The organism is Nocardia sp. NPDC088792, from assembly GCF_044750615.1.
Taxonomy (GTDB): Bacteria; Actinomycetota; Actinomycetes; order Mycobacteriales; family Mycobacteriaceae; genus Nocardia.
Genome location: NZ_JBIVKC010000002.1, coordinates 286,462 through 305,686, shown reverse-complemented (window position 1 = coordinate 305,686; position 19,225 = coordinate 286,462). Strand labels below are relative to the sequence as shown.

Sequence of the window (19,225 nt, the reverse complement as noted above, 5' to 3'; positions counted from 1 at the left end):
CGACCGGATTCCCCGCCACCCGTGTCGGCCCCCGGTGACTACGATCGGTCACGTGATCTCGATCGATACCCAGTACACGGGCCATGTCGCCCCCGGTTCGAATCCACAGCAGCGTGAGGTCCCCGGCGCCCGCATCGTGAAGATGTCGGTCGGCGCCATGGACAACAACGTCTACCTCGTCCAGAGCACCGCCACCGGCGCGGCCCTCCTCATCGACGCCGCCAACGAGCCCGAGCGAATCCTGGAACTCCTCGCCCAGGAGGCCCCGGGCCGGGTCGAGCTCATCGTCACCACCCACCAGCACCCGGATCATTGGTGGGGTCTGAAGGATGTGGTCGACGCGACCGAAATCCCGACCGCTGCACATGAACTCGATGCCGCACCGCTGCCCGTGCCCCCGTCCCGCCTGCTCGCCGACGGTGACACCATCCTGATCGGCGACCTCGAGCTGCAGGCCATCCACCTCAGCGGCCACACCCCGGGTTCGGTGGCCCTCGCCCTGACCGACGGCGCCGGCCGCACCCACCTCTTCACCGGCGACTCCTTGTTCCCGGGTGGTGTCGGGAAGACCGGCAACGCAAAGGATTTCACCTCGCTGCTGGGTGATGTGGAGTCGAAGCTGTTCGGCCGCTTCGGCGATGACACGGTCGTCTATCCGGGTCACGGCGACGACACCACGCTCGGCCGGGAGCGCCCACAGCTGGGGGAGTGGCGCGCCCGCGGCTGGTGATTCTCACCGGTCGAATTCTGTTGCCTGTCTGCCGATTTTCACCTGAGGGGGAGAAGACATGAGTTCCGGATATCTTGCCGCCATGCGCGCGGAACGTGCCGCCGTGATCGATTTCTGCGCGGACTTCTCCGCCGAGGAATGGGCCGCACCCAGCCGCGCCGAGGGGTGGAGTGTGCAGGATGTCGTCGCGCACCTCGCCACCACACAGCGGGCGCTGGTGACACCGGCGGCGTTGGCGACCATGCGCAGCCACGACCTCGAGCGGCTCAACGACGAGGTGGTGGCGGCGGTGCGCGGCCGATCCTCGCAACAGGTGTACGGCGACTTCGTCAGCTGGAGCCGGATCGGCTGTGCGGCGCTCGGATTGTCCACGCTCCCCGGCATCGAACGGGTCCGGCTACCCGTCGGGGAACTGGGCCGGTATCCGCTGCGACTGATGCCCACCATCTTCGTCTACGACTGGCATGTCCACCTGCGCTGCGATATCGCGCCCGCGCTCGGGCGCACCCCGCCGGGCACCGACGATCGCCGCATGTCCGCCGCCCTGGCCTGGACCATGGCACTGCTGGAGCAGTCGCACCGCACCCGCTTGACCTGGCTCGATGCTCCGATCGCGCTCACCCTGCGGGGACCCGGCGGCGGTACCTGGCGGATCGAGCCCGCCGGCGCAGGTGGTCTGCGCGTGCAGCCGGGGGATGTCACCGGCGCCGCGACCCGGATCACCGGCAGTGCAACGGAGTTCCTGTCCTGGGCCACCCGCCGGTCACCCTGGGCGGAGGCGGAGCTGACGATCACCGGAGATGTCCCGGTCGGCGAACGTTTCCTCGATACGCTCGACTTGGTATAGCGGCGAATCGCCCGGCTCGGCCGCGGCGTTGACGGCTCCGATCCCGGAGTACCGCTCGGGTGACATTGTGGCCTTTCACAATTCGGCCCGATGGTGGGGTTAGGGTCTCCCGTGCGGTAGTTGGCCAATCGACGGGAAGGGGAGCGTGCAGGGTGGGAGCAGGACCAACGGCGGCACTATCGAACTCCGGTCGTAGCAGCGAAACCATCGTCGCCGACACCGAGCAGCAGGCCGTGGAGCTACTCACCAAGATCGGCCGCTACTACCAGGCGATGTACAACCTCGGTGACATCCGTTCGCCCGGCGCGGAGCTACGCGCCGCGTGCGCCAAGCTGCTGACGGTGGCGGACTGGCTGGATACGGCCCGCCTCGAGCAGTTGCAGGATGCGCCGCCGACACGTGAGGCGCCCCTCGAGCGGCAGGGGCGGTCGCTACCGAGGATGGTGTCCGACTTCCTCGCCGAGCATCCCAATCAGACCTGGACGCCCACGGAAGTGGTGGCGGCGCTGGAGGAGCGGGGGCTCGAATTGCCGATGAGCGCGCGTCACCACGTAAAGGTTGCCCTGGGCCGGATGGCGTTGCGTGACGACAGCAATATCCGCCGGCTCGATCGCGGAAAATACCAGTTCTGTCAGTCGGATTCGGCTGATAGCGGCGTGGCCGACGCCTAGCCGGGTGTCCGGTGCCCGTCGTTTGCCGGTGCTAAACCGGACGGTTGGTTAGTAGCCTGGCGACTTCCGTTGTGTTACACCTGGATTACGGATAGTTGTTTCAGCTAACGAATCTGGGAGGTCCCGGATGTGCGGGATAGCAGGGTGGGTTTCGTTCGACTCCGATTTGACGCGGCAGCAGGGGGTGCTGGACGCCATGACCGAAACCATGGCGTGCCGGGGACCGGACGGCCGCGGGACATTCCTACGACAGCACGGCGCACTCGGCCACCGACGGCTCGCGATCATCGACCTGCCCGGCGGCGCGCAGCCGATGAGCGTGGCCACCCCCGGCGGGGACGTGGCCATCGTGTACTCGGGCGAGACCTACAACTTCCGCGAACTGCGCGAACAGCTTGCGGGACTGGGACATTCGTTCACCACCGACAGTGACACCGAGGTCGTCCTGCGCGCCTACCTGCAGTGGGGCGAGAGCCTGGTCGACCACCTCAACGGCATGTACGCCTTCGCGATCTGGGACCAGCGTGACGAGAAGCTGGTCATGGTCCGGGATCGCATGGGCATCAAGCCTTTCTACTTCTACCGCACGCCCGACGGCGTGCTCTTCGGATCGGAACCGAAGGCCATCCTCGCGAATCCCCTGGCGCGCAAGGCAGTCGAGCTCGACGGCATGCGCGAGCTCTTCGCCTTCACCAAAGCCCCCGGCTGGTCCCTGTGGAAGGGCATGTCCGAGGTGCTACCGGGCACGCTGATCACCGTGGACCGCAACGGTCTTCGCGAGCGCACCTACTGGCGACTGACGGCGGTCGAACATACCGACAGCCGGCAGGACTCTGTCGAACACGTCCGCGAACTGCTCACCGATATCGTCGACCGGCAGCTGATCTCGGACGTGCCCCGGTGCATATTGCTTTCCGGCGGACTGGATTCCAGCACCATCACCGGCCTGGCGGCACAGCGCCTGGCCCGCGACGGCGAACAGGTGCGGACGTTCTCGGTGGACTTCGTCAACCAGGAAGCCAACTTCATCCCCGACGAGATGCGCGACACTCCCGATTCGCCGTTCGTGCGTGATGTGGCGGACTACGTGAAGTCCGCACACCAGGATGTGATCCTGAATCCCGCTGACCTGGCCGATCTTTCGGTGCGCCGCGCCGTGATCACCGCCCGCGATATCCCGCAGGGTCTCGGCGATATGGACAGTTCGCTGTATCTACTGTTCCGGGCGATCCGCGAACAGTCCACGGTCGCGCTGTCCGGCGAATCCGCCGACGAGGTCTTCGGCGGCTACCGCTGGTTCCACGACGAGGTCGTCCTCAAGGAGGACAACTTCCCCTGGCTGGCCTTCAACAACCCGCTCTCCGGGGAATCCCGCTGGGAGATCCTGAATCCCGGACTCCGGGAGCGACTGCAACTGAACGACTATGTCGCCGATCAGTACGCCGCCGCCGTCGCCGAGGTCGACCACCTCGACTCCGAGGACGAGCGGGAACACCGCATGCGCACGGTCTGCCACCTGCACCTCACCCGCTTCGTCCGGCAACTGCTCGACCGCAAGGACCGCATGTCCATGGCGGTCGGACTGGAAGTGCGCGTGCCGTTCTGCGATCACCGGCTGGTCGAATACGTCTACAACACGCCGTGGTCGCTGAAGACCTTCGACGGCCGGGAGAAGAGCCTGCTGCGACACGCGGCGAAACACGTCCTGCCGCAATCGGTCGTGGAGCGGGTCAAGAGTCCCTACCCGTCCACCCAGGACCCCGGCTACGCGGCGGCGCTGCAGCAGCTGGTGAAGGAAATCCTGTCCGAGCCGAACGACGCGCTGTTCACCATCCTCGACCGCGGCTGGGCGAAGCGCGCCGTCGAACAGGACCCCGCCCGGATGGCCCCGCATATCCGGGTCGGCCTCGACCATGTGATCGACATGGCCACCTGGCTGGATCTCTACTCGCCGGAGCTGTTGCTGGACTGATGCCGACCGCGGCACACGGCGGCGCCGGCCGGGCCGGACAAGCTATGTTGACGGTATGAGACCGTTCGCCTACCCGGTCGGCGCCCAGCGCTCGCAACTGCCCGAACGGCGGCGGCGCGGTTGGTGAAGCTCCGGAACCGCACCCCCGAACCGGATCGGCTGGTTCAGGACAGGAACACCGGCACACTCCGCGGCGGGTGTGTCGGCGTCACCCTGCGCTGGGCCCGGCGCCTACTGGTCGGCGCAGTACTCATGGCGGTTCTGGTGGTCGGCGGTACCGCGGTGCGGGTGTGGCAGGTGGCCCGCATCTCCGACTACTCGCCCGCCGACGCCATCGTGGTGCTCGGCGCGGCGCAGTACGACGGCACCCCGTCCACGGTGTTCGAGGCCCGGCTGAATCAGGCCTACCACCTCTACACCGAGAACGTCGCGCCGCTGGTCGTCACCGTCGGCGGAAAACAGCTGGGCGACAACTACACCGAGGCCGCCTCCGGCAAGCTCTACCTGGAGAACCGGGGCGTTCCGTCCGACCGGATCCTCGCCGTCGAAACCGGCTCCGACACCCTGCAGAGCGTGGAAGCCGTCTCCAAAGCCCTGCGGGCGCGCAGCAAATCCGCTGTGGTGCTGGTCAGCGATCCCTGGCATTCGCTGCGCACCCGCACCATGGCCCGCGACGCCGGCCTCTCGGCCTGGACCGCGCCCGTCCGCACCGGACCCGCCGTCTACACGCGGGAATCGCAGGCGCACGGCATTTTCCGGGAGACGTTCGCTTTGCTCTGGTATCAACTGACCCACTACCCGGCAGACTTCAAATACACGGCAGATCAGTGAACCCATGAATGCGCGCATCGATTACGACCAGGTGTACTCCGACTTCGATCGTGAGCGCATGGTGCCCGAAACCGACCGGACCGCGGGCCTGAGCTGGTCGCCCTGCCCGGCCCGGCGCAGCGAATTCTCGCGCGACCGGGCGCGGGTGCTGCACTCCGTGGCATTGCGCCGGCTCGCCGACAAGACACAGGTCATGGGCCCGCGCGACGGTGACACGCCGCGCACCCGGCTCACCCATTCGCTGGAGGTCGCGCAGATCGGCCGCAGCATCGCCGACAGCCTCGGCTGCGACCCCGATCTGGTCGATCTGGCCGGGCTCGCGCACGATATCGGGCATCCCCCGTACGGGCACAACGGTGAGAAGGCGCTCGACCAATTCGCCGACGCGCACGGCGGTTTCGAGGGCAATGCCCAGAACCTGCGGATCCTCACCCGCCTCGAACCCAAGGTGATCGACGAACTCGGCAACAGCTTCGGGCTGAACCCGACCCGCGCCGCCTTGGACGCGGTCATCAAATACCCGTGGGGCAGAACGGGTCCGAGCTCCAAATTCGGTGCCTACGACGTCGACATGGACCGCCTCGCCTGGGTCCGCAAGGGCGCGCCCGACCGCCGCCAATGCCTCGAATCGCAGATCATGGACTGGGCCGACGACGTCGCCTACTCCGTCCACGATGTGGAGGACGGCGTCATCGCCGGCCGCATCGACCTGCGCGCCCTGGCCGACCCCCTCGAACAGGCCGCCCTCTCCGAACTCGGTGCGCGCCAGCACCCTTCGCTCTCCGCCGGCGAACTGGTGGCCGCCGCCCAGCGCCTCTCCGAAATGCCGGTGGTCGCCGCCGTCACCGACTTCGACGGTTCCCTCACCGCCTCGGTGGCCCTGAAACGCCTCACCAGCGACCTGGTCGGCAGATTCGCCACCGCCGCCGTCGAGGCCACCCGCGCCGCCTGGGGCGGCCGCCAATTATCCCGCTACACAGCCGACCTCGAAGTCCCGCGGATAGCGGCGACGGAGGTCGCCGTCCTGAAGACAATGGCCCTCCGCTACGTCCTCTCCGACCCGATCCACCAGGTCCGCCAAGCCGGCCAACGCGAACGCATCCACCTGGTAGCCGACCGCCTCCTGGCCGCCGCCCCCCGCGGCCTCGACCGCCTCCTCGTCCCCACCTGGGAATCCGCCCCCGACGACACCGCCCGGGTCCGAGTAGTGGTCGACCAGATCGCCTCCTACACCGAAAGCCGCCTGGAACGTTTCGCCGCCGGCATCCCCTAACCGGTTCAGCCCGGTCGCCGAGTGGCACATGAGGGCCGGATTTCGCGGCGTGTCGCGTCCGTCATGTGCCACTCGGCGATTGGGCGATCGGTAGTGGCGCGCCGGGGGGGTGTGTCAGGCTGGCGGGGGTTATCGAGCCGTGGGCGGTGGCTGCGGCGGATTCCGGGTGGAGGTGTGTGTGCCGGCCGATATGGACGAGATCGCTGATCTGGAGCGGTATCCGCTCGATCGGCGGGACCTGCGCGTGCTGGAGGAGTTGATCGACGAGTCGCGGCGGGAGTTCGCGGCGAGCGGGGTGCTGGTGCTGCGGGAGTTCCTGCGGGAGGAGGCGCTGGCGGAGATCGCGGCGAACTGTCTGGCCAATGGGGCGATCGACGGGGTGCGACTGCCGGATATCGATCTCGCCGAGCAGCGCGGGCGGGCGGGGGAGCCGCCGCCGGTCATCGAATGTCTGCTGGCCGGGGACCGGATTCCGGCCTCCTCGCCATTGAAACGGTTGTATCTGTGGGAACCGTTGCTGGACTTCGTTTCCCGCGTGGTGGGCGAGCCGGCGTATCGGTCGGCCGATTCGCTCGGGGCTTTGACGGTGCACATCCAGGAGCACGGGGAAGGGCAGGACTGGCATTTCGATCTGCCGGATTACATGCTCGACGTGCACATCGCCGCCCCGGAACAGGGTGGGGTGCTCGAATATCATTCGCTTCCACGCGCGGTCCTGCAGCGCAGTGGCGCGCAACGGCAGCGGATCGGATTGCTGCCGACCGCGCCCGGGACCTTCCTGCTGCATGCCGGGCGACTATCCCGGCATCGGGTCACACCGGTGCGGGGGAGGTCGCCGCGGATCACAGCCGCCATGGCATTTCACGGCAAGCCGGGGCAGCGGCTCACGGATCATGTGCGGCGCAAGCGTTTCGGCCGCACGGAGTAGCGCGGTTCTGCCGGCGTTCAGCGGCGTGAATACGGCCCGGCGTTCAGAGTGCCGCGTGTAGGTCCAGGTAGTGGGCGATGCTGTCGGCGGGGGCGCCGTCGGCGACCAGGCGGCCTTCGTCGAAGACCAGTACGCGGTCGAACTCGGTGAGCAGGTCCAGGTCGTGGGAGATCACGATGACCTGTTGCGGAATCTCGTGCAGCAGCTTCGCGATCCGGTGTTTGTTGCGTAGATCCAACAGGGTGGTCGGTTCGTCGAACACCACGTACTGCGGCCTCACCGACAACACCGCCGCGATCGCCAGCATCTGCTTCTGCCCACCGCTGAGCAGATGCGCCGGATGATCCCGGAAGTCGCTCAGCCCGTACTCGGCCAGCACCTCGGTAACCCGTTCGGCGGCCTCGGCTTTCGAGAACCCGTGGTGTTTGAGCCCGAACGCCAGATCCTCCGCCACCGTCGGCATGACGATCTGCACATCCGGATCCTGGAACACGAATCCGACCAGCCGGCGAACCGCCTTGCCCTGCTTGCGCGTATCCAGCCCGTCCACCCGTACGCGCCCCTCGCTGGGCACCTGCAGCCCGTTGAGCAGTCGCGCGAACGTCGACTTACCGGACCCGTTGGATCCGATCACAGCGATGCGCCGCTCGTCGAGCGTGAGATCCAGCTGCCGCAGCACCTCCCGCTCACCGAAGCGGTGCGTGACCCCTTCGAGCTCGATCATGCCCGGCTCGGAATCAGCGGATAGGCGCGCCGCACGGCCACCGCGGCCAGCGAGCCGATGACGGTTTTCACGATGTCCCCGGGTATGAAGACGAGCGAGGTGGTGAAGGCCTTGGCCAGCGAAATGTGCGCGGCCACCGCCATCCACGGAATCCCGATGGCGTACAACACGATCGCCCCGCCCAGGAAGTTGATCACCAGCGCGATCGCCAGGTTGTACCGCTGCCACAGTTTCTCGGTGAGGAATCCGATCACCAGCGCGCCCAGGGGGTAGGCCAGGATGAATCCGCCCGTCGGCCCCATGATCACCGACAGACCGCCGCGGCCGCCCGGCAGCACCGGCAACCCGACCAGCACCAGCACATCGAACAGCAGGATCGCCAGCGCGCCGCGCCGCGCGCCGAGGATCGCGCCGGCCAGGATCACGCCCAGGGTCTGGGAGGTGAACGGCGCGAACGCTCCCGGCAGCTGTATCAACGGGAAGAACCCGAGCACCACCATGATCGCCGCGAACAGCGCTACCTGCGCCAGATCCCTACTTCGCATTCCGGGCATCCTATGAGATTCGGACGTCAGTCCAGACCGCGGGCGTCCAGTGCTTCACCGACACCGTCGGCCATGCGCAGGGTGCGGATCAGCAGCGGCACCAGGAAGACCGTGCTGCGCTCGATGCCACGAGCGCGCTGCGCGGCCCGGACCAGCTCGGCCTGTTCCCGGATGACGGGGATGAATCGAATGGTCATGGCCACCAGCAGCCCGACTCGCTCGGGCCGCACGCCGAGGGGTCGCAGTGGGGCGAGGGCTCTTTCGACGGTGTCGATCATGGCGGTGGTGCGAGTGGTGAGCGTCACCAAATTCGCCAGCAGCACCAAAGTCAGCAATCGCTCGCCGACCACGATCGCACTCTGCCAGCTCGTGAACAGCACCTGCGCGAGCATGATCAAAACCAGGAAGGGCGCGAGCCCGAGCAACTGCCGCCCGGTGACCCGCCAAGGAATCCGCGCCACCGCATAAAGGCCGATCACCACGGCCAATGCCACCGCCAGCCACGCAATGGACGGCAGGAAGAACAGCGCGGTGCCCGTCACCGCCAGCACCAGCAGCTTCGCCCCGGCGGGCACGGAATGCACCGGCGTCCGGGCGTCGTGGTACAGGCTGAGCACCGATAGATCCTGGCATGCGCCGCACCGGGTCACTCGGTCCGGTGTCCAGTCGTGCGTCCCGGTCGAGTGTGTCGGTGGGGCGGGGCTAGACTCGCTGCCGTGGCCGGCCGACTTCCTGACCGCGATATCGCGGCGATTCGTGAACGTGTTCGGATCGAGGATGTCGTTGGTGAATACGTAGCGTTGAAATCGGCGGGCGCGCTGTCGATGAAGGGCCTGTGCCCGTTCCACGACGAGAAGACGCCCTCTTTCCATGTGCGACCGCAGCACGGTGTATTCCACTGCTTCGGCTGTGGTGAAGGCGGCGACGTCTTCGCGTTCCTGCAGAAGCTCGAGCACATCGGCTTCGTCGAGGCCGTCGAGCAGATGGCCGATCGCATCGGCTACAAGATCAACTACGAGGGTGGCGGCACCTCCGTCCAGCGGGACCGCGGCACCCGTGCCCGCCTGGTCGCCGCCAATGCCGCCGCACACGAGTTCTACATGTCCCAGCTCGGCGAACCCGACGCCGAAGCGGCCCGGAAGTACCTGACAGAGCGCAATTTCGATGCGAACGCCGCCCGCCAGTTCGGCTGCGGTTACGCGCCCTCCGGCTGGGACGCCCTCACGAAGCACCTGCTGCGCAAGGGATTCGAATTCAAGGAGCTGGAGGCCGCGGGCCTGTCCCGGCAGGGTCAGCGCGGCCCCATGGACCGCTTCCACCGCCGCCTGCTGTGGCCCATCCGCAATCTCGGCGGCGAGGTCATCGGGTTCGGCGCCCGTCGCCTGTACGACGACGACACCCTGACCGCCAAGTACATCAATACCTCGGAAACATTGCTGTACAAGAAGTCCCAGGTGCTCTTCGGCCTCGACCTCGCCAAGCGCGAGATCGCCAAGGGGCATCAGGCGGTCGTCGTCGAGGGCTACACCGACGTGATGGCCATGCACCTGTCCGGCGTGAAAACCGCTGTGGCGGCGTGCGGCACCGCCTTCGGCGACGAGCACCTGTCGATCCTGCGGCGCCTGCTCATGGACGACAACTTCTGGCGCGGCGAGATCATCTACACCTTCGACGGCGACGCGGCCGGCCAGGCCGCCGCCGTGAAGGCCTTCAGCGGCGACCAGAAGCTCGCCGGCCAGACCTACATCGCCGTGGCCCCCGACGGCCTGGACCCGTGCGAACTGCGCCAGCGCAACGGCGACGGCGCCGTCCGCGACCTGGTCGCGCGCCGAGTCGCCCTGTACGAGTTCGTGATTCGCGGCATCGTCAAGAAGTACTCGAATCCCGTCACCAATGACATGAGCCCCGAACAGCAGGTCGCCGTCCTGCGCGAGGCGGTCCCCGTGGTCGCGCAGATCAAGGACAACGCCCTGCGCAAGGCCTACGCCACCAAACTGGCCGGCTGGGTCGGCTGGGACGATATCCAGCTGGTCGTCCGCCGGGTCGGCGACGAGGCCCGCAAGCAGCGCGGCGCGACCGGTGGCCGCCCAGCCAACGGCCGCCCCGCCCCGAAATCCGAAGCCTCCCAGCCGATCTCCGACAGCACCGCGGCCCGCCCCAACCCCCGCGACCCGGTCCTGCTGCCCCAGCGTCAGGTGCTGGCGGCGGCCCTCCAGTACCCGGCCCTCGCCGGCCCGGTCTTCGACTCGCTGGGCGCCGAAGCGTTCACGCACCCCGTCTACATCGCGCTGCACACCGTCATCGTCAAGGCGGGCGGCGCCTCGTCCGGCCTCAGCGGCGCCGAATGGGTGACCACCGTCGCCGACCACACCGACGACCTCATGATGCGCGCCCTGGTCTCCGAACTGGCCGCCGAAGCCCTGCCGGTGAAATCCGCCGACGACATCCCCCGCTTCGTCACCGGTGTCCTCGCCCGCATCCAGGAAGCCTCGGTCGGCCGCCAGATCGCCGAGCTGAAGTCCAAACTCCAGCGCATCTCCTCCACCGAGCAGACCGCCGCCTACATGGAGCTGTTCGGCGACCTGGTGGCCCTGGAGCAATACCGCAAAAGCCTTGTAGCCCAAGCCATGGGCAACGCCGAAGACTTCAGGCGCTGACCCGCGAGGCCGGGGGTAAAGCCCCACTCTCCCAACGTGCCGCCGTGCGAGTGGGGCCGAATGCGCTGTGGTTGCGAGTAGGGGCGCAGCCCCACCCTCACCGCCGCAACTGATCCTGTGGCACCAAGATGGTGGTCCGCTCATCGATCGGCACCATGGGTTCGAGCTTGGGCTGGGTGCTCAACTTGTCAGCGAGCTTCTGCCGCCCCACCGAAACCATCTTCCGTGTGACAGGACTCTCAGTGATCGCGCGGGTGGTCTTACTGATCTGCTCATACCGAACCCGCCCGGCCTTCGCGCCCAGCACATACCCGGCCGCGACGCCGATGATCAACCGCAACATTCCGAGAAGCTCCTCCCGTAGTCCTGTCCGCCCCCACATCCTGCCCGACCCCACCACCCCCTGTCGATCCGGCACCCCCTCCCCGCCCCCACCCCATCCCCGCAGGTAGACCCACGATTTGGGAAGTGAACAATCAATGCGCTAAAGTTTTCCCCGGCCGGTCCGAGAGGCACCAGCCAGGGAAACAATCCCCTATAGCTCAATTGGCAGAGCAGCCGACTGTTAATCGGCAGGTTTCTGGTTCGAGTCCAGATGGGGGAGCAATAGAAAAGCCTTCGACCAGCACGGATGAAATGTGCGGTCGGAGGCTTTTCGCGTTTCGGGGTCGAAATGGTCCGTGATGGGTCCATGATCGTTGGGTTTTCTCATGGTCGGGCGCGGCGTGTCCATTCGCCGGTTCGTTCCAGTGCGGTCCTGTTGTCGACGTGCTGGTTTCGGGCGGCGTAGTAGCGGGCGGTGACGAGGAGGGAGTCGCCGAGTTGCGCGCCTGCTTCGATGCCGTTGATGTCTCGGACGTCGGTGGCGACGCGGTGGCGGATCTGGGTGGGGTGATGGTGGCGAATTCGGGGGTGCGGACGCTGCGCCAGAGGCGGCCGAAGTTGTTGAGGTTCCAGCCTTTTCCGGTGCGTGAGGGGATGAGCAGATGGTCTTCGGAAGGAATGTGGTCGGCGAGGAGCGCGCGGGCGGCTGCGATGCCTCGTGGTGAGAGGGCCAGGCGGCGAATGCCTTTGGTGCCGGTCTCGAGCCCGGGCTGCCAGCGCCAGCCGTGACCGTCGCCGAGGTCGGTAAGTTTGCCTCGGATCCAGATCCTGGGAATGGGCGTGTCGAGTTCGACATCGTGGGTGCGCTGGCCGAGTAGCTCGGCGGGGCGTAGCCCGGTGTCGAGGAGTAGTTGGATGGTCCAGTGGATGCGCGGTTCGCGCCTCGGGCCGCCTCGGCGTGCCGGCCGGCCGGGGATCGCCCCGTCGTTGCACCAGGTCTGGACTTGGCGGAGGAACTCGTCGAAGACGGTGTGGGGCAGGACGTGTGGTTCGTCGAGTCGGCGGACGGGTCTGAGGGTGGCGTCCATGGGGTTGTGGTCGATGGCGTCGGGGCGGGCGTTCGGGCTGCGGGCGCGGTCGAGGTGGGAGTGGTAGATGGTCAGGGTGCCGCGGGCGAGGTGGCCCCGCAGTATCGTTTCGGCCAGCCAGATGTCGGCGAGGGCGACAGGCGGGTGGATGGTTTCACGGTGTGGCTGCCGGGTTTGCTGGCGATCCAGGTGGTTGCGGCCTTGCGCGCCCTTCGTACCGCTTCGGCTTCGGTGGTACCGGTCCGCCGGGGTTTGCGGTACTGGCCGAGATTGTTGCGGCACAGGAGGCGGGCTTCGTAGCGGCCGTCGGGGAGCTGTCGGGTGTGCGGGTGCCCGGCGGTGCCGGGTTTCAGGGCGAGATTGGACATTCCGACGCTCTAGCATCAGAGGTGATCATGATGCAACGGGTAACACCTATAGAAGCGTACTTATTAGAAGTATAGTTCTATTCATGGCAGCCTTGGTGAAGCCGGATCGGGTGTTCGATCGTGACCGTGAGTGGGATGGGCTGGTGCGGTTCGCGACGTCGCCGAGTCCTGATGTGCGGTTGGGGATCGTCAGTGGGCGGCGGCGGCAGGGTAAGACGTTCTTGTTGGATGCGGTTGCCGACGCGGTCGGGGGCTTCTTCTTCACCGCGACCGATGCGACGGAGGTCGAGGCGCTGGCGGAGTTCGGCGCCGCTGTCGCGGCGTACGCGGGTGGTGGCCGGTATGCGTTCCGTGACTGGGACGAGGCGTTCGAGCGGCTGTTCGCGGTGGTGGGGGAGGGGCTGGTGGTGATCGATGAGTTTCCGTATCTGACCAAGGCGAGTCCGTCGTTGCCGTCGGTGTTGCAGCGGGCACTCGATCCGCGCGGCTATGCGCGGCAGTCGGGTTCGCGGGTGTTGTTGTGTGGGTCGGCGATGTCGGTGATGGGGCGGTTGCTGGGTGGTAGTGCGCCGTTGCGGGGTCGGGCGAGTTTGGAGTTGATCGTCAAGCCGCTGGGTTATCGGGAGTCGGCGCGGTTCTGGGGGATCGAGGATCCGCGCCTGGCGGTGTTGGTGCACGCGATCGTGGGTGGGACGCCGGCGTATCGGCGTGAGTTCGTCGCGGGTGATGCGCCGGAGTCGTTGGAGGACTTCGATTCCTGGGTGTTGCGGACGGTACTCAATCCGCAGGTGCCGTTGTTCCGTGAGGCGCGGTATCTGTTGGCGGAGGAGACGGAGATTCGGGATGCGGCGTTGTATCACGCGGTGCTGGGCGCGATCGCGGGCGGGCACACGACGCGGGGCGGTATCGCGAACACGATCGGCCGTAGCTCCACCGATATCGGGCATCCATTGTCGGTGCTCGAGGACGCGCAACTGGTGATTCGGGAGGCGGATCCGTTCAATCGGGGCAAGTCGGTATATCGGGTGGCCGAGCCGCTGATCGTGTTCTATGAGGCGATCATGCGCCGCGAGTGGACCCGGTTGGAGCGAGGCAATCCTGAGGCGGCGTGGCGCAATTCGAGGGCGACGTTCCTGTCGCAGGTGGTGGGCCCGCATTTCGAGGGAATCTGCCGGGAGTGGGCGATGTCGGTGGGACCGGAAGTGTTCGGGGATCTGCCCGGCCAGGTGGCGGCCGCGACGATCAACGATCCACGGGACAAGAAACAGATCCAGATCGATGTCGCGGTATTGGCGCCTGAGGAAACCGATCAGCCGCGCCGCATTCTGTCCCTGGGGGAGGTCAAGTGGGACCGCACCATGACCATCGGGCATGTGGACCGCCTGCGACGTGCTCGAGAGTTGTTGTCAGCCAAGGGCTACGACACCAGCCAAACCCGCCTGACCTGCTACAGCGGGGCAGGATTCGATGATAATCTCCAGGCTCTCGGCACTGGTCCCGGGCAGACGCCGAAGCAGGCCGACAGCCCGATGTTGGTCGACCTCGACACCATCTACGCCGAAGGGCGGTGACAGCCCCGGCCTGTCGTGCGCCCGCGCGAGCCGCGGATCGCAGTGCTAGTCGAACAGTGCGCGGATGTCGTCTGCGCCCAGTTGACCGGCGAAGCCTCCACCGGCATCGTCGAAGACGCCGTCGAACAGGGCGGCCTTGCGTTGTTTGAGTCGCATCACCTTGTCCTCGATGGTGTCGTTGGCGATGAGCCGGTACACCATGACGGTGTTGGTCTGGCCGATGCGGTGGACGCGGTCGACGGCTTGGGCTTCGGTGGCGGGGTTCCACCAGGGGTCGAGGATGAAGCAGTAGTCGGCCTCGGTGAGGTTGAGCCCGAATCCGCCGGCCTTGAGGCTGATCAGGAAGACCGGGGCGGTGCCGCCGCGGAAGCGCTCGATGGCTTCGGCGCGTTTGCGGGTGCGGCCGTCGAGATAGCTGCAGGCGATGCCTTCGCGGTCGAGGCGGTCTCGGAGACGGGTCAGGAATCGGGTGAACTGGCTGAATACCAGGGCGCGGTGCCCGGATTCGGCGACCTCGTCCAGATGTTCCAGCAGCGCCTCGAGTTTGGCTGATTCGACGGCGTCGTGGTTGTCGTCGATCAGAGCCGCGTGCAGGCTGAGCTGCCGCAGCGCGGTCAGCGAGGTCAGGATGGTGAGGCGGTTGCGGTCGACGTCGTCGAGCAGGCCGAGGACCTTGCGTCGTTCGTGCTGCAGCCGGGTGTCGTAGATCTTGCGGTGTTTGGGGGAAAGGTCGACGTGCAGGGTCTGTTCGAGTTTCGGGGGCAGTTCGGTGGCCACCTGTTCCTTGGTGCGGCGGCGGAGCAAGGGCGCGATGCGGCGTTGCAGCCGAGCCAAACGTTCGGTGTCGCAGCCCTTTTCGATCGGTGTGGCGTAGTAGTCGCGGAATTTGGCCGGATGGGGGAACAGGCCGGGTGCCACGATGGACAGCAGTGACCACAGTTCCATCAGGTTGTTCTCCATCGGGGTGCCGGTGATGGCCAGCCGGAACGGGGCGTCGACGCGGCGGGCGCACTGATGGGTTTTGGCCTGGTGGTTCTTCACGAATTGGGCTTCGTCGAGCAGCAATCCTGACCACGATCGGGCCAGGTAGGAGTCCGCGTCCAGCCGCAGCAGGGTGTAGGAGGTGACGATGACCTCGGCGGTGGCGGCAACCTCGGCGAGGTCGCGGCCGGATCGGCGCAGCGTGTCGGTGAGCGCGGTGACGCGCAGAGCGGGGGCGAACCGGGCGGCCTCGCCGACCCAGTTGGGCACGACGCTCGCGGGTGCGATGATCAGCCATGGCGGCGCGGCGGGATCGTGTTGGCGGGCATGGCAGACGAGCGCCAGCGCTTGGAGGGTCTTTCCGAGTCCCATGTCGTCGGCCAGGATGCCGCCCAGGCGGTGTTGCCACAGGAAGGTCAGCCAGGCGAAACCCTCCTGCTGATAGTGGCGCAGCTCGGCGGTCAAACCTGTTGGGGTGGGCGGATTGTCGATGGCGGTCGTGTCGAGCAGCCCGCGCACCTGCTGCTGCCACTCGTCGGCTTGGCGGGTGACGACGCCGAGTTCGGTGAGCTCGTCCCAGAACCCGGCCTGGTATCGGCTGATCTGCAGGCGATCCGGGGTCGCGTCGTGCAGCGCGCGGGCCTCGTCGATGAGGGAGCGCAGCGTCTGTAGTTCGGGCCGGTCGAGGGCGAAATATGCCCCGTCGGGCAGGATCATGTGGGTGTCATCGGCGCACAGCGCGGTGAAAACCTCACGGAACGGAACAGCATGGGATTCGACGGAAATGGTGATGTCCAGGTCGAACCAGTCGGTGCCGGAGTCGGACGGCGCCGTCGACACCTCGATGACCAGTGAGTCACCGGCGTCGCGGTAATCGGTTGCCGTTCCGTGTGTTTCGATGCGGACGCTGGGGTGCTCGCGTAGCGGCGGCAGGACGTGAGTCGTGAATTGCAGGGTGTTCGTGCCGGTGAGTTCGGCGGTGGCCGGTCCCAGGGCCAGCGGGTGCAGCCCCTCGAGGCCGACGCCCTGGAAGTCGGCGGGCAGCTCGGTGAGCAGGGTCCGCTCGGCAGCGCTGTCTCGGAACTGGTGACCGGATCGGCTGTCGAGGGGCAGCAGGTGACGGTCGTCGGCGATGGAGTATTCCCATCGCCAGCCCACCCGTACGGTGTGGCTCGGGCCGTATCCGAGCTCCAAGACCAATGTCGGTCCGGAAATGGTTGGTGCGGAGAATATTTCGCTGTCGGCGTCGATCACATGGCGTATGCGCGGGTAATAGCCGGTGAGCAGTAGATGCCGGTCGCCCGCGGGTACGCGCAACCCCGTTCGGGCGAACAGCGCGGGATGGGACCGTGCCGGGGCGGGCGGATCCAGGCGCGCCAGCCGGAACCGCTCGCCCGGATCCGCGGGGTCGATATACACGACCCCGTGACCGTCGGCTCCGATGAACGACAGAGGCGTCACCTGCAGTCCCTCCACCCGGATGACGGGTGTGATTGTCACATCCCCGTCGTCGTCGGTGACGTGCAATTGGTACCGGCCGTGGGCGGGAGTCTCGTCGAGTGGTCGCTTGCCGTGGACGAGCGGAATTCCGGCGTCATGGGCGGTCGCCAGCATCGTCCACAGGGCGGGGCTGTCGAAAGCGGCCAGGTTCAGCGTCTTGTCGGAGCCGTAGCCGTAATGGCCGTACCGTCCGGCGCTCAGATACAGCCCATACAGCTCCCGCAGGATCCGCAGGTGCTCGGGTGCGAAACGCCGCCCGTCGGGCGACTGCGCGTAGGCCAGGTTGGACCAGTTCAGTTTGCCCGCGATCCATCCGGTTTTGCCGCGATGCGCCGGGCGTAACGTGGCTGTGACCGCGGGGCCGGGCGTTGCATCGGGGCGTCGCCGTGTCACGTTCAGCTGCAACGCCAATGGGGCGGTGTCGGTGTACTCGTGCTCGGGCAGCAGATCGCCGAGCGTGGCCTCCCACGACGGCTGTGCGTCCACCGCCACGGCCGACGCGGGCATGCATGCGGTGATGGCCAGGGCCACAGCGTGTTTGCACTGGTATCCGACCGGGCAGGTGCAATCGGAATCGACCACCTCGAGCACACCGCGCCGCCGGGCGAACCGGAGGGTCGACACGTAGCAATTGCGCTGCGAGCCCTCGACTTCGCCGACCAACTCCAGCTCGGCGGGAAACCATTCGGCCGCGGTGACACGCCCCTGCTCGGCGTATTTCAGTCCGCGCTGAAAGGTGCGGTCGTCGAACAGCTCATCCAGACTCGCGTCGGCGACCACCAACAAAGGGCTTGCCACACAACGGCACTCTAATCGGTTGCCGCCCTGCGGGATCATCTACCGCCCGGTAAACACCGGCGGTTCCGGCAACCGAATGAAGGGGGTCGCACCGATGCCGAGAACTGGTCGGTCGCGATCAAAACCCCGCGCGGTCGAGTTTCGCGATCAATGAGGTCTTGCGCTTGTGGGCGTCCCGCAACTCGGCCTTGTCGGCGTCGAAATCGTCCGGTTTTCGCGCGGCTCGGTAAGCGCCACGGAGCTGCCGCAGCAACTTGATGGCACGGTCGTAGCGGTACTTGTCGCGGTCATTGGCCAGACGGTTTTCGATGAGCCGTTGCAGCGGGGCGATGACCTCGATCGGGCGGTCGGGTCGGCGTAGCTCGATCAGCTGGTGCCAACGGGATTCGTGCAGGCTGTCGGGATGAGCGCACGCGACCTGCCAAGCCTGGTCGAGGTCGTCCTCGTCGAGCAGGACGGCGATCAGCTCGTCGACATAGCCGGATTGTTCGGCGACAGCGCCGTGCAAGCGTTCGATCATGGTGTCTCGCAGTTCGCCCCACTGCTCGAGCGCCGATGCCGTGCGGCGAAGGTCGGCGTAGTTGCGGCGGGTGGGGTACTGGTCGAACACCTTTCGCCGCAGGTCCATCGCCTCGGCGGTCGCTCCGCGGCCTAGCAACAGGTCCACGTATGTGTCGCGCAGCCTGGCGACATCCTCGGGTATACCCCGCTGTCCCAGCCCACGTGCCGCCCATCGTTCGGCGTCGGCATGGCGGTCCGCCGTGACCAGCACCTCGACGATCTTCAAATATTGCGTTGCCGAGTGCAGGGATTCGGCGAGTACAGCGACGTATTCGTCGACGTCACCGGAGGTCTCGGCGAGTTGCTCGCGCAGGATGCGGATTCCGAACTCGTCCCAGCCGTGTTGACCCGGGCCTACCGCTTCGGCGCGGTCGGCGAGAAGACGAGCGATCTCCCGGCGGCCTCGGTCACCGAGCGCATCGGTGTAGTCACGTAATTCGAAGTCCGGCCAGCCCGGGCCGTCGAGACGCAGTTTGACCAGCCATGCGGCCAGTCGTTTCGAATCCGGTGCCGCGACCGCGCACGCATGTGCATGCACAGCCATGAGGCCGCGCAGATTGTCTCCGACGATGCCGGCGGAGTCGTCCATGTACATCAGCGTCGCGGTCACCCGCTCCACCGCTCGCTGCAGCAGAGCCGGTACCGCGGTCGGCTCGGTACCGATCAACTCATGACATGCCACCGCGACTTCGTTCGCCAGGCCGGAGTACTCGCGGCGGCCATGGTACGGGTGGGCCCGACGGTCGCGACGCAGCCCGTCGATCAACCGGCGAATCCGTTCTACTTCACTACTGACCACCGCACCATTCAACCTGTACTGGTTTCGGGGCCGCGCGATGGTCCGCCGGGGCTGTCC

16 protein-coding genes and 1 tRNA gene are annotated in these 19,225 nt (G+C 66.9%); 10 read left to right on the top strand and 7 right to left on the bottom strand.

All coding sequences use genetic code 11. From position 1 onward, the window contains the following. Positions 1-52 precede the first annotated feature (52 nt). The 7 genes from ACIP5Y_RS10770 to ACIP5Y_RS10740 all read left to right on the top strand — a co-directional run bounded on the left by ACIP5Y_RS10770 (position 53) and on the right by ACIP5Y_RS10740 (position 7,252). Complete coding sequence (locus ACIP5Y_RS10770) at positions 53-730, top strand: MBL fold metallo-hydrolase (RefSeq protein ID WP_400349562.1); 678 nt, start codon at positions 53-55, stop codon at positions 728-730. 58 nt (positions 731-788) lie between these two features. After that, positions 789-1,577, top strand: coding sequence for a maleylpyruvate isomerase N-terminal domain-containing protein (locus tag ACIP5Y_RS10765; RefSeq protein WP_400349561.1), 789 nt, complete (start codon positions 789-791; stop codon positions 1,575-1,577). A 152-nt stretch (positions 1,578-1,729) separates the two neighbouring features. Next, positions 1,730-2,248, top strand: a complete 519-nt coding sequence (locus ACIP5Y_RS10760; RefSeq protein WP_400349560.1) for a hypothetical protein — start codon at positions 1,730-1,732, stop codon at positions 2,246-2,248. Positions 2,249-2,375: 127 nt separating this feature from the next. Further along, entirely contained in the window at positions 2,376-4,220 is a 1,845-nt protein-coding gene (gene asnB / locus ACIP5Y_RS10755; protein WP_400349559.1) for an asparagine synthase (glutamine-hydrolyzing), read from the top strand. Positions 4,221-4,472: 252 nt separating this feature from the next. After that, the gene (locus ACIP5Y_RS10750) at positions 4,473-5,051 is read left to right on the top strand and encodes a YdcF family protein (RefSeq protein ID WP_400351231.1); all 579 of its coding nucleotides are present in this window, start codon (positions 4,473-4,475) and stop codon (positions 5,049-5,051) included. Between the two features lie 4 nt (positions 5,052-5,055). Continuing rightward, positions 5,056-6,324, top strand: coding sequence for a deoxyguanosinetriphosphate triphosphohydrolase (locus ACIP5Y_RS10745; protein ID WP_400349558.1), 1,269 nt, complete (start codon positions 5,056-5,058; stop codon positions 6,322-6,324). A gap of 178 nt (positions 6,325-6,502) precedes the next feature. Next, positions 6,503-7,252, top strand: coding sequence for a hypothetical protein (locus ACIP5Y_RS10740; RefSeq protein WP_400349557.1), 750 nt, complete (start codon positions 6,503-6,505; stop codon positions 7,250-7,252). Positions 7,253-7,295: 43 nt separating this feature from the next. Here the strand turns inward: ACIP5Y_RS10740 and ACIP5Y_RS10735 are convergent, their stop codons facing one another. From ACIP5Y_RS10735 to ACIP5Y_RS10725, 3 genes are read right to left on the bottom strand one after another with little or no spacing between them, the layout of a single operon-like run. Beyond that, positions 7,296-7,976: an energy-coupling factor ABC transporter ATP-binding protein gene (locus ACIP5Y_RS10735; protein ID WP_400349556.1), complete on the bottom strand. Its 681-nt coding sequence runs from the start codon at positions 7,974-7,976 to the stop codon at positions 7,296-7,298. Continuing rightward, positions 7,973-8,521, bottom strand: coding sequence for a biotin transporter BioY (locus ACIP5Y_RS10730; RefSeq protein WP_400349555.1), 549 nt, complete (start codon positions 8,519-8,521; stop codon positions 7,973-7,975). Before ACIP5Y_RS10730 ends, ACIP5Y_RS10735 begins: the two co-directional genes overlap by 4 nt. A gap of 26 nt (positions 8,522-8,547) precedes the next feature. Continuing rightward, positions 8,548-9,138: an energy-coupling factor transporter transmembrane component T family protein gene (locus tag ACIP5Y_RS10725; protein ID WP_400349554.1), complete on the bottom strand. Its 591-nt coding sequence runs from the start codon at positions 9,136-9,138 to the stop codon at positions 8,548-8,550. A gap of 99 nt (positions 9,139-9,237) precedes the next feature. Here ACIP5Y_RS10725 and dnaG point away from each other — a divergent pair, with 99 nt between their 5' ends. Then, positions 9,238-11,178: a DNA primase gene (gene dnaG / locus ACIP5Y_RS10720; RefSeq protein WP_400349553.1), complete on the top strand. Its 1,941-nt coding sequence runs from the start codon at positions 9,238-9,240 to the stop codon at positions 11,176-11,178. Between the two features lie 97 nt (positions 11,179-11,275). Here the strand turns inward: dnaG and ACIP5Y_RS10715 are convergent, their stop codons facing one another. Further along, positions 11,276-11,521, bottom strand: a complete 246-nt coding sequence (locus ACIP5Y_RS10715; protein WP_400349552.1) for a hypothetical protein — start codon at positions 11,519-11,521, stop codon at positions 11,276-11,278. A 188-nt stretch (positions 11,522-11,709) separates the two neighbouring features. On the opposite strand from ACIP5Y_RS10715, the gene ACIP5Y_RS10710 reads away from it, so the two are divergent. Then, positions 11,710-11,782 (top strand) — tRNA-Asn (locus ACIP5Y_RS10710). A gap of 879 nt (positions 11,783-12,661) precedes the next feature. Here ACIP5Y_RS10710 and ACIP5Y_RS10705 read toward each other — a convergent pair. Next, positions 12,662-12,958, bottom strand: a complete 297-nt coding sequence (locus tag ACIP5Y_RS10705) for a hypothetical protein (protein WP_400349551.1) — start codon at positions 12,956-12,958, stop codon at positions 12,662-12,664. An 83-nt stretch (positions 12,959-13,041) separates the two neighbouring features. Between ACIP5Y_RS10705 and ACIP5Y_RS10700 the strand changes: the two genes are divergently transcribed. Beyond that, complete coding sequence (locus tag ACIP5Y_RS10700) at positions 13,042-14,529, top strand: ATP-binding protein (protein WP_400349550.1); 1,488 nt, start codon at positions 13,042-13,044, stop codon at positions 14,527-14,529. 45 nt (positions 14,530-14,574) lie between these two features. Here ACIP5Y_RS10700 and ACIP5Y_RS10695 read toward each other — a convergent pair whose 3' ends face one another. Further along, positions 14,575-17,808: an SNF2-related protein gene (locus ACIP5Y_RS10695; protein WP_400349549.1), complete on the bottom strand. Its 3,234-nt coding sequence runs from the start codon at positions 17,806-17,808 to the stop codon at positions 14,575-14,577. A 118-nt stretch (positions 17,809-17,926) separates the two neighbouring features. Further along, the gene (locus ACIP5Y_RS10690) at positions 17,927-19,168 is read right to left on the bottom strand and encodes a hypothetical protein (RefSeq protein ID WP_400349548.1); all 1,242 of its coding nucleotides are present in this window, start codon (positions 19,166-19,168) and stop codon (positions 17,927-17,929) included. Positions 19,169-19,225 lie beyond the last annotated feature (57 nt).